This window comes from Streptomyces sp. NPDC006476, assembly GCF_040612015.1.
GTDB classification, from domain to species: Bacteria; Actinomycetota; Actinomycetes; order Streptomycetales; family Streptomycetaceae; genus Streptomyces; species Streptomyces griseorubiginosus_B.
On the sequence record NZ_JBEXPK010000090.1, the window covers coordinates 17315 to 31324 of the forward strand.

The following is a 14010-nucleotide window of genomic DNA, read 5'->3' on the forward strand; positions in this document are numbered from 1 at the left end:
GACCTTCCTGTGATCAGATCAAATCCTCACACCAAAAAATCCCGTCACGCAATGCATTCTTTGCACACAACTCACATGGGGTCACACCAGGTTGACGCTACGTTGCGTGACGATCCGATCAAATCGGGCATAGCCCCTGGACATTGACGTTTACGACAGGCGCTTCAGAAGCATGGCGGAAGCGACCGGTCGCGCCCCCGCTTTGGCGACCCCGTCGGCCACCTCACGGTCGGTGGAGGCGACGATGACGGGCCGCCCCGGCGGCTCGGCGCGCACCAGCTGGCGGATCAACTCGTCGGCGGTGACGCCGGGTTTGGAGAACAGCACCCGCACCCCGCGCGGGGGCGCCAGCAGCACCGGGGCCGCCAGCTCGGCCCCGTCGAAGACGCAGGTGACCTCGGCGCCGGTCTGCGCGGCGAGCTGGGAGAGCTGGCCGAGGAGCCGGAGGCGCTGCTTCTCCAGGGGCATCTGCGGATAGCCGGTCTTGGTGACGTTGTAGCCGTCGACCACCAAGTGCGCCTGGGGCAGGGCGAGAAGCTGGTCCAGAACGGCCGGATCGTGCTCGGACAGCGCCCGCGCGGCGATGTCCTTCGGGGTCATTCGTCCCGGTTCGACCGCGTCGACCGTTTCCGCCGGCCGTACGGACACGGGCGGCAACGCCAGTTCGCGGCGCAGCCCCTGGGCCGCGTCCAGAACGGTGTCCAGAAGCAGACGGACGCGCATGTCCTCGACACTGCGCCCCTCCCGCGCCGCTCTGCGCGTGGCCTCGAGGGCCGCCTCGGTCTCACCGAGGCGCGCCTTGAGCCGCCGGGTCTCACTCTCCGCGGCGGACACCTGGGCCTGCCCCTCGGCCCGTACGGCCTCGATCTCCCCCTGGATCTTGCGCAGGGCGGCCTCGCCGCGCTTGACGTCGCTGAGGGCGGCACGGAGCTTGCGGTGAAGCGATTCGGCTTCCTTCTTGGCCGACTCCAGCTCCGCCCGCAGCCGCTCGGTCTCCGCGCGGGTCTGGTCGCGGGCGGCGGTGAGCTCCTCGCGCAGCCGCTCCAGCTCGGCCCGGCTCTCCTCGTCGGCCCGCTCGGCGTCCGCCCGCTGGGCCTCCTCGCCGGCCGCGGTGACGAGCTTGACCCAGCCGGTGGGCCGCAGAACATAGGCCGCGGCCGCCACGTCGAGCGGATCCGCGGCCGGGGGCGGCGAGCCGGAGTCGAGGGCGCCGGCGAGCTCCGGCTGGGCCTCTCTCAGCTTCTCCCCGATGCGCTGCCTGAACAGCGGATCGGTCTCCAGCGCCGCCGCCATCGCGTTCCCGGCGAACTTGGCCCGCCGGTTCGGCGCGAAGCGCGCGTACTGCCTCAGCTGGGCGGGCAGCTCCGCGACGGTCAGCCCGCCGAACCCGTCCGAGACGATCTGTACGACTCTTCTGCGCACACCGTCGGGCAGCGGACGGTCGAGCACCTCGGCGGCGCCGTCGCCCGGCCCCCCGCCTTGTGTCTCCACCATCCGTCACACCCCATCACTGTGCGGGGCCGCTCCCGGTCAGGAGCCGGCGCCCGGCCTGTCCACGAGTTCCACCTGGTCCACGGCGTTGCACCAGCGGCAGCGCACCGACTCGATGGTCTCACTGACCACCTCGCGCTCCTCGACCTTCGGCTCTCCGGCCAGGTCGAGGTGGACGTACTCGACGACCTTCGACGAGCGGGTCACGTCGAAGCGCGTGAGGTTGCCGCAGAGGGTGCAGCGCCACCGCGTCGTGGCGGTCGGCAGGGGAACCGTCATCGTGACTGTTCGCTTTCCTTCTAGTCTCCGTGACGCCCCAGCTTCCCTGGAGCGTGTGGCCGTAACCCTACGGCCTGCCGACGACTCACCGCTGGTGCGTTCACGGCGGCGAGGCGGTCTGGGCGGCTGCGTCCTGTTACGTCATGCTCTGTGTTCATGATCGGCAACTGGGACGTGACCGTCGGCAGAGTGCTCCGCACACCCTCGGCACCGGTGACGTACGGGCTGATCGCCCTGTGCTGTCTGCTCTTCCTGGCCGGGCCCGCGGCGGGGCTGAACCCGGCCTACGGCACCGGGGACGCGCTGCTCGCCGCGCAGCGCGCCTACTTCCACCGCTGGGGCGTGGTCCCGGCCGAGCTGTTCCAGGGCTCGCCCCGGGCCGCGCTCACCCCGGCGACCGCCCTGTTCGTGCACGGCAGCTGGGTGCACCTGCTGGGCAACATGCTCTTCCTCTACGTCTTCGGGGCGATGGCCGAGGAACGGATGGGCCGGATCCGGTTCACGCTCTTCTACGTCGGCTGCGGCTATCTGGCCCTGCTGGGCTACGCGGCCGCCAACGCCGCCTCCGAGCAGTCCCTGGTCGGTGCGTCCGGGGCGATCTCGGCGGTCCTGGGGGCGTTTCTGTACCTTTTCCCCGGGGCCCGGGTGACAAGCCTGCTGCCCTTCCTGTTCTTCCTCCCCCTCCGCTTCCCCGCCTGGGTCGTCCTGCCCTTCTGGGCGTCCCTGCAGTGGCTGGCGGCGGGCCGGGCGCCCCAGGGGCCCGGGGTGGCGTATCTGGCCCACCTGGTGGGCTTCGGCCTGGGCTTCCTCTACGCGTGGGCCCGTTTCCGCCGTACGACTAGAGTGAGGGCCGCCCCTGCTCCGGCCCCCGAGGGAGAGAACCAGCCGTGATCACCGCGATCGTCCTCATCAAGACCAGCGTGGACCGGATCCCCGAGATCGCCGAGCGGATCGCCGCGCTGGACTCCGTCAGTGAGGTCTTCTCCGTCACGGGCACCTACGACCTGATCGCCATGGTCCGGGTCAAGCAGCACGAGGACCTGGCGGAGGTCATCCCGGGCTCCATCAGCAAGATCCCGGGCGTCGAGGCCACGGACACCCATGTCGCGTTCCGGACCTACTCGCAGCACGACCTGGAGGCCGCGTTCGCGATCGGCCTGGACTCCTGACACCCCGCCCTACTCCGCGGGCCGGTGCAGCCGGCCCCAGAGGGTGACCAGCGCGCCCCAGTTCACCACCTGCCAGGCCGGGATGTCTGCGGAGTGCGGGACGCCGTCCTCGTCGGCGCCGCGCACCGTGAGGTTCGCGTCCCGCCGCGTCGCCCACCAGGACCGGGGTACGGACGGGTCCGGCAGGTCGACGGCAAGTGTGGGCTCCTCCAGGCCGGACCAGGTCAGGAGCGTCCGCCCGCGCGGCAGCCACAGCCCCCGCGCGTCCGCCGTGAGCGGGCCGAAGGAGACCTGCCGGCCCTCCTCGATCCGGGCGAGCAGACCGGGCGTCTGCGCCCGGCCCACCCGTCGCCGCACGTGGTGGACGGCGGCGCGGATCGACGCGTTCTCGGCGCGTTGCTCGTCCGGCTCGTGAAGCTGCCACTCGTCGAGGACGAAGGAGTGTTCCGCGCCGTCGGCGAACCGCGCCAGGTGCCGGTGGCCGAAGGTGTACCAGGGCGGGCCGTGCTCGGGGTCCCGTCTCAGGGTCAGGTCGATCGTGGAGCGCCAGTGGGTCACCTGCTCCCAGCGCCGGGCCCGCGCCCCCGGCACCGACACCAGCCCCTCCTCGTACAGGTACACCGGTGCCGTACGGAGCAGCCGCGGCCGACGGCGCGCGACGGCCACCGCGAGGAGCTCCCCGAGTTCCCCGGCCGACGCCGACTCACCTACCGCGGCCGGAATCCCCACACAACGGATGATTACACGGCCGGCACGCAGCGGCCGTCCTCGGTGCGGTATGTCCACTTCGCCCCGTCGCTCACCAGTTCCCGGACGGCGTTCACGAAGCGTTCCACGTGCTCGTCGGGGGTGCCGGCGCCGAAGCTGACCCGGATCGCGTTGAGGGACTTCTCGCCGGGGGCGGCCTCGGGGGCGCCGCACTCGCCCTGGGTCTGGGGGTCGGAGCCGAGGAGGGTGCGCACCAGCGGGTGGGCGCAGAAGAGGCCGTCGCGGACGCCGATGCCGTACTCGGCGGAGAGGGCGGCGGCGAAGTGGGAGCTGTTCCAGCCCTCGACGACGAAGGAGATAACGCCGACCCGGGGCGCGTCGTCGCCGAAGAGGGACAGCACCTTCACCTGCGGGACCTCCGCCAGGCCCGCCCGCACCTTCTCGATCAGGTGCCGCTCACGGGCGACCAGGGTGTCGAAACCGGCCTCTGTCAGCGCCTTGCAGGCCGAGGCGATGGAGTAGGCGCCGATCACGTTCGGGGAGCCCGCCTCGTGCCGGGCGGCGCTGTCGTGCCACTCCACGTCCACTCCCCCGTCCTCGCGGCGGGTGACCTTGCGGCTGGCGCCGCCGCCCGCGAGGTAGGGGTCGGCCGCGCGCAGCCAGTCGGCGCGGCCGGCCAGGACGCCGGAGCCGAAGGGGGCGTACAGCTTGTGACCGGAGAAGGCGACCCAGTCGACGTCCAGGTCACGGACGGAGACGGGGTGGTGCGGGGCCAGCTGGGCGGCGTCCAGCACGATGCGGGCGCCGTGCGCGCGGGCGGCGGCGGCCAGCTCACGGACCGGCCACAGTTCGCCGGTGACGTTCGATGCGCCGGTGACGCAGACCAGGGCCGGGCCCTGAGGGTCACGGTCGGCGAGAGCCTGCTCCAGGGTCGCCACGGCCTGCGCCGGGGTGCGCGGGGCGTTGAGGTAGGTGACCCGGGCGTCCTGCCAGGGCAGCAGGCTGGCGTGGTGCTCGGTCTCGAAGACGAAGACCTGGCAGTCGGCGGGGAGGGCGCGGGCCAGGAGGTTGAGGGAGTCCGTGGTCGAGCGGGTGAAGACCAGCTGGTCGTCGGCGCGGCAGTCGAGGAACTCGGCGACGGTCCTGCGGGCGTTCTCGAACAGGTCGGTGGAGAGTTGCGAGAGGTAGCCCGCACCGCGGTGGACGCTGCCGTAGTACGGGGCGTACGCCGCCACGTCGTCCCAGACGCGCTGCAGGGCGGGGGCGCTGGCCGCGTAGTCGAGGGCCGCATAGGTGACTTCGCCGCCCGTCACGAGCGGGACGGTGACATCCCGGCCCAGAACGGGCAGCGGGGCACAAATGGTCTGGACGGAGGCAGCGGTGGAGACAGACATGGGGGAACTCCCGTGAAAGGCAGAGAAGAAGGTGAGAAGTGGGTGCGCGGAGGCGGGGCTCGGCGGCCCTATCGCATTCGCTTGCTCACGGGAGACTCCCTCGATGACCAGGATCCCTGGGCTGTGCTCATCTCAAGAGCGTGAGGGATCCGCGCTTGCCGTAGACCTCGCTGCCTACGGCCTGGTCTTCACCCGGGGCACCCCGCCACGGACGGAGGGTTGCCGGACAGTCGGCCGGGGCCTCATGACTGTCACTCATGACCTGGAAGAGAACGTACGTGAGGTGATCGCGGTCCCGCAACCCGTGTCCGGATGACGGGACCGCGACCTTGAGTCGGCTACTTGTTGCTGGCCGCCACCCAGCGCTCCAGCGCCCGCTTGGCCGCCCCGGAGTCGATCGACTCCGCCGCCCGGTCCATGCCGGCCCGCAGCTGCTCGGCCAGGGTGCCGGGACCGGGATCGAGGGCCACGAGGGCCGCCGCCGAGTTCAGCAGGACGGCGTCCCGCACCGGGCCCCTCTCGCCGTCCAGGAGACGCAGGGCGACCTCCGCGTTGTACGAGGGGTCGCCGCCGCGCAGAGCCTCCACCGGGACGAGGTCGATGCCGACGTCACGGGGGTCGAAGGTCTCCTCGGTGACCTTGCCGTCCCGGACGATCCAGACGTGGGACGTGGCCGTGGTGGTCAGCTCGTCGAGGCCGTCGTCGCCGCGGAAGACGAGCGAGGAGTTGCCGCGCTCGGCCAGCACGCCCGCGATCATGGGTGCCAGACGTGGGTCTGCGACACCGACCGCCTGGGCCTTGACCTTGGCCGGATTGGTCAGCGGACCGAGGGCGTTGAAGACCGTCCGGATGCCCAACTGGCCGCGGGCGGCGGCCACATGCCGCAGCGCCGGGTGGAACTTCACGGCGAAGCAGAAGGTGATGCCGGCCTCCTCCGCGACCTCGGCCACCCTCTGCGGGGTGAGGTCGAGGTTGACGCCCAGCTTCTCCAGCACGTCCGACGCGCCCGACGCGGACGAGGCCGCCCGGTTGCCGTGCTTGACGACCTTGGCGCCGGTACCGGCCACCACGATCGCGGACATCGTGGAGATGTTCACCGTCTTCGCGCCGTCGCCACCCGTGCCGACGATGTCGACCGTGCGTCCCGACACCTCGATCACGTTCGCGTGCTCGTACATCGCCCGGACCACGCCGGTGATCTCCTCGACGGTCTCGCCCTTGGCGCGCAACGCCACGACGAACCCGGCGATCTGTGCGTCCGTCGCCTCGCCGCGCATGATCTGGTCCATGGCCCAGGCCGTCGCGTCGGCGCTCTGGTCACGGCCGTAGAGCAGGGCGTTCAGTACCTCGGGCCAGGAACGGCCCGCCGCGGTGTCGCCTCCAGCGGGGGTCACAGCGCTCATGAGGCCGCTCCTGGGTGTCGTAGAAGTGACGCAGTGTGGGCCCACCCTATCCAGGTCGGCGCACGAAGAAGGGCCCCCGTCCGGTGTTCGGACGGGGGCCCTTCCGCCGTGGCGTGGCGAGCCGCAGCGATCAGTGGTGGCCGTGGCCGCTCGTGATCTCCTTGTACTCCTCGACGGTCGGCTTCGGGATCTGGGACTCGTCGCCGTAGTACGCCTCGCTCAGCTTGGCGCGCAGCTTCTCGGAGCCCTTGACCTTGCGCTCGACACCGTTCTCGTCGACCGTCGGGCCGATCTCGACCGGCTTGTACTGCTCGTGCGCCGTGAGGGTGTGCAGCGCCTCCTGGCTGAGCGGCTCGTGGACCTCGATGAACTCACCGTGCGGCAGGCGCTTGATGATGCCGGACTCGCGCCCGTGCAGCACCTTGTCCTTGTCCCGGCGCTGGAGGCCGAGGCAGATCCGCTTGGTGGCGATGAAGACCAGGACCGGTACGACGAAGAAGCCGACGCGCACGAACCAGGTGATCGCGTTGATCGACAGGTGGAAGTGCGTGGCCCACAGGTCGTTGCCGCCGCCGATCATCAGCACGAAGTACCAGGACACCCACGCGGCACCGAACGCGGTACGCGTCGGGGCGTTGCGCGGACGGTCCAGGATGTGGTGCTCGCGCTTGTCGCCCGTGACCCAGGACTCGATGAACGGGTAGACCGCGATCGCGACCAGGACCAGCGGGAAGACCACCAGCGGGATGAACACGCCCAGGACGAGCGTGTGACCCCACAGGTTGATCTCCCAGCCCGGCATCACACGGATCAGGCCCTCGGAGAAGCCCATGTACCAGTCGGGCTGGGCGCCGGTCGACACCTGGTCCGGACGGTAGGGGCCCATGGCCCAGATCGGGTTGATCGAGGCGATCGCCGCGATGGCCGTGATGACGCCGAAGACCAGGAAGAAGAAGCCGCCGGCCTTCGCCATGTACACGGGCAGCAGCGGCATGCCGACGACGTTGTTGTTCGTCTTTCCGGGGCCCGCGAACTGCGTGTGCTTGTGGTAGAAGACCAGGATCAGGTGACCCACCATCAGGCCGAGCATGATGCCCGGCAGCAGCAGGATGTGGACCGAGTAGAACCGGGCCACGAAGTCGCCGCCCGGGAACTCGCCGCCGAAGAGGAACATCGACAGGTACGTGCCGACGATCGGCACGGACAGGATCGCGCCCTCCATGAAGCGGACACCGGTGCCGGAGAGCAGGTCGTCGGGGAGCGAGTAACCGGTGAAGCCGGTGAACATGCCCAGGACGAGCAGCAGGAAGCCGAACAGCCAGTTGACCTCACGCGGCTTACGGAACGCGCCCGTGAAGAACACGCGCATCATGTGCACGAACATGCCCGCGAGGAAGATCAGCGCGGCCCAGTGGTGGATCTGCCGGATCAGCAGACCACCGCGCACGTCGAAGGAGATGTGCAGGGTCGAGCTGAACGCCTCGGACATCATCTGGCCCTGCAGCGGGATGTAGCTGCCGTGGTACTCCACCTCGTTCATCGACGGGTGGAAGAACAGCGTCAGGTACACACCCGTGAGGATGAGGATGATGAAGCTGTACATGCACACTTCGCCCAGCATGAACGACCAGTGGTCGGGGAAGATCTTGCGCATGTTGGTCTTGGCCAGGGAGTAGATCCCCAGCCGGCCGTCGGCCCAGTCGGCGACGCGCTCACCGGCGGGCGCCTTGCCGCGCCGCGGGGCGGTGTTCTCGTTGGTGCTCATCCGCGCTCCCAGAATGCAGGACCGACGGGCTCCTCGAAGTCGCCGAGCGCCTCGAGATAGCCCTCGTCGTTCACGCCGATGCGCAGCTGCGGCAGGGCGTGACCGGCGGGGCCGAAGATCACCCGGGCACCGTCGGAGAGGTCGAAGGTGGACTGGTGGCAGGGGCACAGCACGTGGTGCGTCTGCTGCTCGTACAGGGAGATCGGGCAGCCCACGTGGGTGCAGATCTTCGAGAAGGCGACGATGCCCTCGTAGGACCAGTCGAGCTCGCGCTTGTCCTTGATGTTCTCCGGCTGGAGCCGGACGATCATCAGCGCCGCCTTGGCGATCTGGGTCTGGAAGTCCTCGTCCTTCTCCTCCAGGCCCTCGGGCTTGGCGAAGGTGAGCGAGCCGACCGCGACGTCGGAGGGACGCAGCGGCTCGTTCGTGTTCATGTTCACGAGCAGCTTGCCCTTGGACCACAGCGTGTGGCGGAGCTTGGTCCCGGGCAGCGGGCCGAGGTCGCGCAGCAGCATGACACCGGAGAGCGGGAACAGGGCCAGCGCGCCGAACATGGTGTTGCGGATCAGCTTGCGGCGGCCGAGCGCGGACTCCTTGGCGCCCTGCTTGAAGTCGGCCATGACCTTGGCCTTGACCTCGGGCGAGGCCTCGATCGGGTGCCGCTCGTCGGCGATCTCCACGTCGGACATCAGGGTGCGGGCCCAGTGGACCGCGCCCGCGCCGATGGTGAACAGCGCGACGCCCAGGGTCAGGCCGAGCGCGAAGTTCAGCGCGTTGATGTGGCCGATCGGGAAGACGTAGATCGCCTTGTCGTGCGGGATCGCCACGTACGAGGCGATGAAGCCGACCGTGGCCAGCATCGACACCGTGAACAGCATGGCCACCACACGCTCGGACCGCTTGGCGGCCCGCTCGTCGATGTCCTGGATCCGGTGCTCGTGCGGGGGCAGACCGGGATCCGCGAAGGGGTCCTTGTCGTCCGCGACGCTTACCGCGCCGTGCGCGTCCTGCTCAGCGGGCAGGTTCTCTTCTGGAATGTCTTGGCTACTCATGACTTCTTGGCCTTTGCGGTCCGAGCGGCGACCCAGACGGCGACAGCGATCAGCGCGCCGAGTCCGAAGATCCAGGCGAACAGGCCTTCGGAGACCGGGCCGAGTCCGCCCAGCTCAAGACCGCCGGGGCTCTCGGTGTTGCCTCCGTTGACCGCGTTCAGGTACGCGATGATGTCCTTCTTGTTCTGCTCGGTCAGCGTGGTGTCGGGGAACGACGGCATGTTCTGCGGGCCGGTCTGCATGGCCTCGTAGATGTGCTTCGGCGCGACGCCCTCGAGGCTCGGCGCGAACTTGCCGTGCGTCAGCGCACCACCCTTGCCGGTGAAATTGTGGCACTGCGCGCAGTTGGTGCGGAACAGCTCGCCGCCCTTGGCGATGTCGGCACCGTCCGGGCCGTACTCCGCCTTCGTGGGGATGGACGGACCGGCGCCCAGCGAGGCGATGTACGCCGCGAGCTGGTCGATCTGGGCCTGCGTGTAGATGACCTTCTTGCGCGGGATCTGAGCGCCCGGCTGCTGGGCCGGCATACGGCCGGTGCCGACCTGGAAGTCGACGGCCGCGGCGCCCACGCCGACGAGACTCGGACCGTCGGAGGACCCCTGCCCACCGGTTCCGTGGCACGTAGCGCAGCCCACGGAGTAGAGCTTCTTGCCCTCGTCGATGGCGAGGGACTGGGCGGTGTCGTCGGCCTTCGCCTGGCTCGCGGGCGCGAGCGTGGCGTACAGCCCCCCAGTGGCCGCCAGCGCGAGGAGGAGGACGACGACCGCCGCCAGCGGATGGCGTCGTCGTGCGGAGAGCTTTTTCACGGATTACCCCGGTGTCAGGATCTTCTGCGTCGATGCTTCTGGGATGTGCGCCGCGCGGGCGCACTCGGGAACTGGCCCGGCTACTTGATCAGGTAGATCGTGGCGAAGAGGCCGATCCACACGACATCGACGAAGTGCCAGTAGTAGGACACGACGATGGCCGCGGTCGCCTGTTCGTGCGTGAACCTCTTGGCCGCGTAGGTGCGGCCGAGGACGAACAGGAAGGCGATGAGGCCGCCTGTCACGTGCATGCCGTGGAAGCCGGTGGTCAGGTAGAACACCGAGCCGTACGGGTCGGAGGACAGGGAGAGCCCGTCCTTCTTCACCAGCTCCGTGTACTCGTAGATCTGACCGCCGATGAAGATCGCACCCATGATGAAGGTGACGATGAACCAGCCCCGGAGCTTCTTCACGTCCCCGCGCTCGGCGGCGAAGACACCGAGCTGGCAGGTGAGGGAGGAGAGCACCAGGATCGTGGTGTTGGTCGCGGAGAACGGAAGGTTGAGATGGCTCGCCATCTCCTTCCAGTGATCCGGACCGGTCACCGATCGCAGGGTGAAGTACATCGCGAAGAGGGCCGCGAAGAACATCAGCTCGGAACTCAGCCAGATGATGGTTCCGACGCTGGTGAGGTTCGGCCGGTTGACCGACGGGTGCGCGTGCCCGGTATCTACTGTCGTTGCTGTCGCCACGACCGACATTATGTCGGTCGCTTATCCCGCCCTCACTCCGGGGGGTGCCGTTCGGAGTGTTGCTCCGGTTCATACCGTGGTTGACGTGGTGTTGAACGGAGTAACATCCGCCGCAACGGGCCTTTCCGCACGACGCAGACGTCTCGGAGGAACAATGCAGCCGACCGCCACGGTGCTGGTCTACAGCGACGACTCCACCACCCGCGAACAGGTCCGGTTGGCTACCGGGCGCAGGCCGGCGCCGGACGTTCCCGTCGTGGAGTTCGTCGAGTGCGCGACCCCGGCCGCCGTCCTCAGCGAGCTGGACAAGGGCGGTATCGACGTCTGTGTGCTGGACGGCGAGGCCGTGCCGATGGGCGGCATGGGCGTGTGCCGGCAGATCAAGGACGAGGTCTTCAACTGCCCGCCGGTGCTGCTGCTGATCGGCCGCCCCCAGGACGCGTGGCTCGCGACCTGGAGCCGGGCGGACGCCGCTGTGACGCTCCCTGTGGACCCGGTGGAGTTCGCCTCGGCGCTGGCGGGCCTACTGCGGCGCAAGAGCCTTCAGCAGAGCGCCTAGACGCTCTGCGGACGCAGCCGGGCCCGTTCCGCAGGGCTCGGCGCGTCCAGGGTGTCCGCGACCAGGGCGCTGCCGGTGCGCCACTTCTTCCAGTCGAGGTTCCAGTCGCCGAAGCCGTTGCCGAACGGCTCCATGGTGTTGCCGTTCGAGTTCACGACCTTGACGACGTCGCCCTCATGGATGTTGTCGAAGAACCACTCGGCGTTGGCGGTGCTCATGCCGGTGCAGCCGTGGGAGACGTTCGCGTAGCCCTGTGAGCCGGTGGACCAGGGGGCCGCGTGCACGTACTCGCCGCTCCAGGTGAGACGGGTGGCGTAGTAGACGGGCAGGTCGTAGGAGTCCGCGGAGCCCTCGGCGATGCCGACGGTGGCGCTGCGCATACGTACGAAGTACTCCTTGCCCAGCACCACCTTGACGCCGTTGCGGGTGTCGAAGCCCGGCTTTCCGGTGGTGACCGGGATCTCCTTGATCTCCTCGTCGTTCTTGTAGAACGCCAGGGAGTGGGAGGAGGCGTCGGTGACGGCGACGACCCGGTCGCCGATGCTCAGCTTCAGCGGCTTGGACTTGTCGCCCCACAGCCGGTCGCCGATCTTCACGCCGGCCAGGTCGCTGCGCACGCTCACGGTCGCGTGCGCGGGCCAGTAGTCCTTGGGACGGTAGTGGAGCTCCTTGTCGTCCACCCAGTACCAGGCGCCCTGCACGGCGGGCACCGAGTCGACCCTGAGGGCGCGTTCGACGACGGCCCGCTGCGCCTTGTCCTTGACGGGCTGGTCCAGCTTGGCGGTGACCGGCTGGCCCACGCCGTACGTGCCCGAGTCGGGACCGAAGGTGACCTTCAGCCGCTTCTTGGTGGTGGGCTTGCTGGTGTCGAAGGAGAGCACCTTGCGGCCGGGCGCCCCGTCCTCGTCCTCGGTGCTCACCCGCACCGTGTAGTGGGCGTCGGCGGCCAGCGGGGAGGTGCTGTGCCAGCGGGTGCCGTCGGCCGAGAGTTCGCCCGTCACATAGCGGCCGGTGGCGTCCATGGCGACGACGTCCGTGATACGGCCGTCGCCGTCGTCGGCGGTGACCTCGAGGGGCTTGTCCGGGTCGGCCTTCTTGCCCTCGCCGGTGGGGCCGTTGAAGGAGATCTGGTCCGACGCGTCGTACGGCTTGTCGGTCAGCGGGTTGCCGCCGCTGCAAGCGGTGCCGCCCGCGCCGAGGGCGATCACCAGCAGCGTGCAGCTGACGACGGTGCGGGTGCGCGGAGTGCTGTTCATGACTTCGACGCTAGGGAGCGGCGTCAATCATGGCGCGCTGGGTGACTCGTACGGGGGACGCACATTGCGGCAAACGCAGGAGCCCGGACGCTCCTGACGGAGTGTCCGGGCTCCAGAACCGCTCAGCGCGTGCTACTGGGTGCGGTTCTCACCGCGGTAGTACTCGAAGACCCAGCCGTAAAGGCCGACCAGGATCACCGGCGCCGAGAAGTACAGCAGCCACCAGCCGATCGCGACCGACAGGAAGGCCAGCGCGCCACCGACGCCGAGGGCGAGCGGCTGCCAGCTGTGCGGGCTGAAGAACCCGACCTCGCCGGCGTCGTCCGCGACGTCCGCCTCCTTGTTGTCCATCGCACCCGCGTCGACCCGCCGGGCGGTGAAGCCCAGGTAGAAGCCGACCATGATGCACAGACCGAAGGCCAGGAAGAGGGCCGTGGTACCGGCCGGCTCCTTCGACCACACGCCATAGACGACCGCCATGACGAGCACGAAGACGCTCAGCCACATGAACATCTTGCCCTGGATCTTCACTTGCCGGCCTCCTTGCCACCAGCGAGGGCCTTGTCACCGTGAGGCGCGTTCTCCAGCTGGTCGAGGGCCGCGATCTCGGGGTGGTGCAGGTCGAACGCCGGGGATTCGCTGCGGATCCGCGGCAGGGTGAGGAAGTTGTGCCGCGGCGGCGGGCAGGAGGTCGCCCACTCGAGCGAGCGGCCGTAGCCCCACGGGTCGTCGACGCCGACCGGCTTGCCGTACTTGGCCGTCTTCCACACGTTGTAGAGGAACGGCAGGATCGACAGACCGAGCAGGAACGAGCCGATCGTGGAGACCGTGTTCAGCGCGGTGAAGCCGTCGGCCGCCAGGTAGTCGGCGTACCGACGCGGCATGCCCTCGGCGCCCAGCCAGTGCTGCACCAGGAACGTGGTGTGGAAGCCGATGAACAGCGTCCAGAACGTGATCTTGCCGAGCCGCTCGTCGAGCATCTTGCCGGTCATCTTCGGCCACCAGAAGTGGAAGCCGGAGAACATCGCGAACACCACGGTGCCGAAGACGACGTAGTGGAAATGCGCCACCACGAAGTACGAGTCGGAGACGTGGAAGTCCATCGGCGGCGAGGCCAGGATGACGCCGGTCAGACCACCGAAGGTGAAGGTGATGAGGAAGCCGGTCGCCCAGAGCATCGGTGTCTCGAAGGACAGACTGCCCTTCCACATCGTGCCGATCCAGTTGAAGAACTTCACGCCGGTCGGGACGGCGATGAGGAAGGTCATGAAGGAGAAGAACGGCAGCAGCACACCGCCGGTGACGTACATGTGGTGCGCCCACACCGTCACCGACAGGCCGGCGATGGCGATGGTCGCGCCGATCAGGCCCATGTAGCCGAACATCGGCTTGCGCGAGAAGACCGGGATGACCTCGGAGATGATGCCGAAGAACGG

General features: G+C 69.0%; 15 protein-coding genes and 1 riboswitch. Of the genes, 3 read left to right on the forward strand and 12 right to left on the reverse strand.

Annotation, left to right across the window (positions count from 1 at the left end; all coding sequences use genetic code 11):
• Window positions 1-150: 150 nt before the first annotated feature.
• A complete protein-coding gene (locus tag ABZZ74_RS46215; protein WP_356950132.1) occupies window positions 151-1494 on the reverse strand; it encodes an NYN domain-containing protein in 1344 nt (447 codons plus the stop codon).
• A 36-nt stretch (window positions 1495-1530) separates the two neighbouring features.
• The gene (locus ABZZ74_RS46220; protein WP_055541554.1) at window positions 1531-1770 is read right to left on the reverse strand and encodes a hypothetical protein; all 240 of its coding nucleotides are present in this window, start codon (window positions 1768-1770) and stop codon (window positions 1531-1533) included.
• Between the two features lie 156 nt (window positions 1771-1926).
• Between ABZZ74_RS46220 and ABZZ74_RS46225 the strand changes: the two genes are divergently transcribed.
• The gene (locus ABZZ74_RS46225; RefSeq protein WP_356950133.1) at window positions 1927-2661 is read left to right on the forward strand and encodes a rhomboid family intramembrane serine protease; all 735 of its coding nucleotides are present in this window, start codon (window positions 1927-1929) and stop codon (window positions 2659-2661) included.
• Window positions 2658-2939 (forward strand): Lrp/AsnC ligand binding domain-containing protein, encoded by a 282-nt coding sequence (locus ABZZ74_RS46230; protein WP_089101146.1) that lies wholly within the window; start codon window positions 2658-2660, stop codon window positions 2937-2939. Before ABZZ74_RS46225 ends, ABZZ74_RS46230 begins: the two co-directional genes overlap by 4 nt.
• Window positions 2940-2948: 9 nt before the next feature.
• Here ABZZ74_RS46230 and ABZZ74_RS46235 read toward each other — a convergent pair whose 3' ends face one another.
• The 7 genes from ABZZ74_RS46235 to ABZZ74_RS46265 all read right to left on the reverse strand — a co-directional run bounded on the left by ABZZ74_RS46235 (window position 2949) and on the right by ABZZ74_RS46265 (window position 10768).
• Window positions 2949-3668 (reverse strand): hypothetical protein, encoded by a 720-nt coding sequence (locus tag ABZZ74_RS46235; protein ID WP_356950134.1) that lies wholly within the window; start codon window positions 3666-3668, stop codon window positions 2949-2951.
• 11 nt (window positions 3669-3679) lie between these two features.
• A complete protein-coding gene (locus tag ABZZ74_RS46240) occupies window positions 3680-5041 on the reverse strand; it encodes an aminotransferase class V-fold PLP-dependent enzyme (protein ID WP_356950135.1) in 1362 nt (453 codons plus the stop codon).
• A gap of 146 nt (window positions 5042-5187) precedes the next feature.
• Window positions 5188-5304, reverse strand: a riboswitch (SAM riboswitch).
• A gap of 75 nt (window positions 5305-5379) precedes the next feature.
• Window positions 5380-6444 (reverse strand): anthranilate phosphoribosyltransferase, encoded by a 1065-nt coding sequence (trpD, locus tag ABZZ74_RS46245; protein WP_356950136.1) that lies wholly within the window; start codon window positions 6442-6444, stop codon window positions 5380-5382.
• Between the two features lie 130 nt (window positions 6445-6574).
• The gene (locus ABZZ74_RS46250; protein WP_356950137.1) at window positions 6575-8209 is read right to left on the reverse strand and encodes a cytochrome bc complex cytochrome b subunit; all 1635 of its coding nucleotides are present in this window, start codon (window positions 8207-8209) and stop codon (window positions 6575-6577) included.
• The gene (locus ABZZ74_RS46255; RefSeq protein WP_356950138.1) at window positions 8206-9261 is read right to left on the reverse strand and encodes a Rieske 2Fe-2S domain-containing protein; all 1056 of its coding nucleotides are present in this window, start codon (window positions 9259-9261) and stop codon (window positions 8206-8208) included. Before ABZZ74_RS46255 ends, ABZZ74_RS46250 begins: the two co-directional genes overlap by 4 nt.
• The gene (locus tag ABZZ74_RS46260) at window positions 9258-10067 is read right to left on the reverse strand and encodes a c-type cytochrome (protein WP_208780649.1); all 810 of its coding nucleotides are present in this window, start codon (window positions 10065-10067) and stop codon (window positions 9258-9260) included. Before ABZZ74_RS46260 ends, ABZZ74_RS46255 begins: the two co-directional genes overlap by 4 nt.
• A gap of 80 nt (window positions 10068-10147) precedes the next feature.
• On the reverse strand, window positions 10148-10768 hold the full coding sequence (locus ABZZ74_RS46265) for a heme-copper oxidase subunit III (protein ID WP_208780650.1): 621 nt from the start codon (window positions 10766-10768) through the stop codon (window positions 10148-10150).
• 145 nt (window positions 10769-10913) lie between these two features.
• On the opposite strand from ABZZ74_RS46265, the gene ABZZ74_RS46270 reads away from it, so the two are divergent.
• Window positions 10914-11318, forward strand: coding sequence for a hypothetical protein (locus ABZZ74_RS46270; protein WP_356950139.1), 405 nt, complete (start codon window positions 10914-10916; stop codon window positions 11316-11318).
• Here the strand turns inward: ABZZ74_RS46270 and ABZZ74_RS46275 are convergent.
• The 3 genes from ABZZ74_RS46275 to ABZZ74_RS46285 all read right to left on the reverse strand — a co-directional run.
• Window positions 11315-12574 carry an Ig-like domain-containing protein gene (locus tag ABZZ74_RS46275; protein WP_356950140.1) on the reverse strand — a complete coding sequence of 420 codons (1260 nt, stop codon included), beginning with the start codon at window positions 12572-12574 and terminating at the stop codon, window positions 11315-11317. The two genes, ABZZ74_RS46270 and ABZZ74_RS46275, sit on opposite strands and share 4 nt — an antisense overlap.
• Window positions 12575-12706: 132 nt before the next feature.
• Window positions 12707-13105, reverse strand: a complete 399-nt coding sequence (locus ABZZ74_RS46280; protein WP_208780653.1) for a cytochrome c oxidase subunit 4 — start codon at window positions 13103-13105, stop codon at window positions 12707-12709.
• The coding region (locus ABZZ74_RS46285) for a cbb3-type cytochrome c oxidase subunit I (protein WP_356950141.1) at window positions 13102-14010 on the reverse strand (909 nt) is incomplete at its 5' end. The genes ABZZ74_RS46280 and ABZZ74_RS46285, both read right to left, overlap by 4 nt.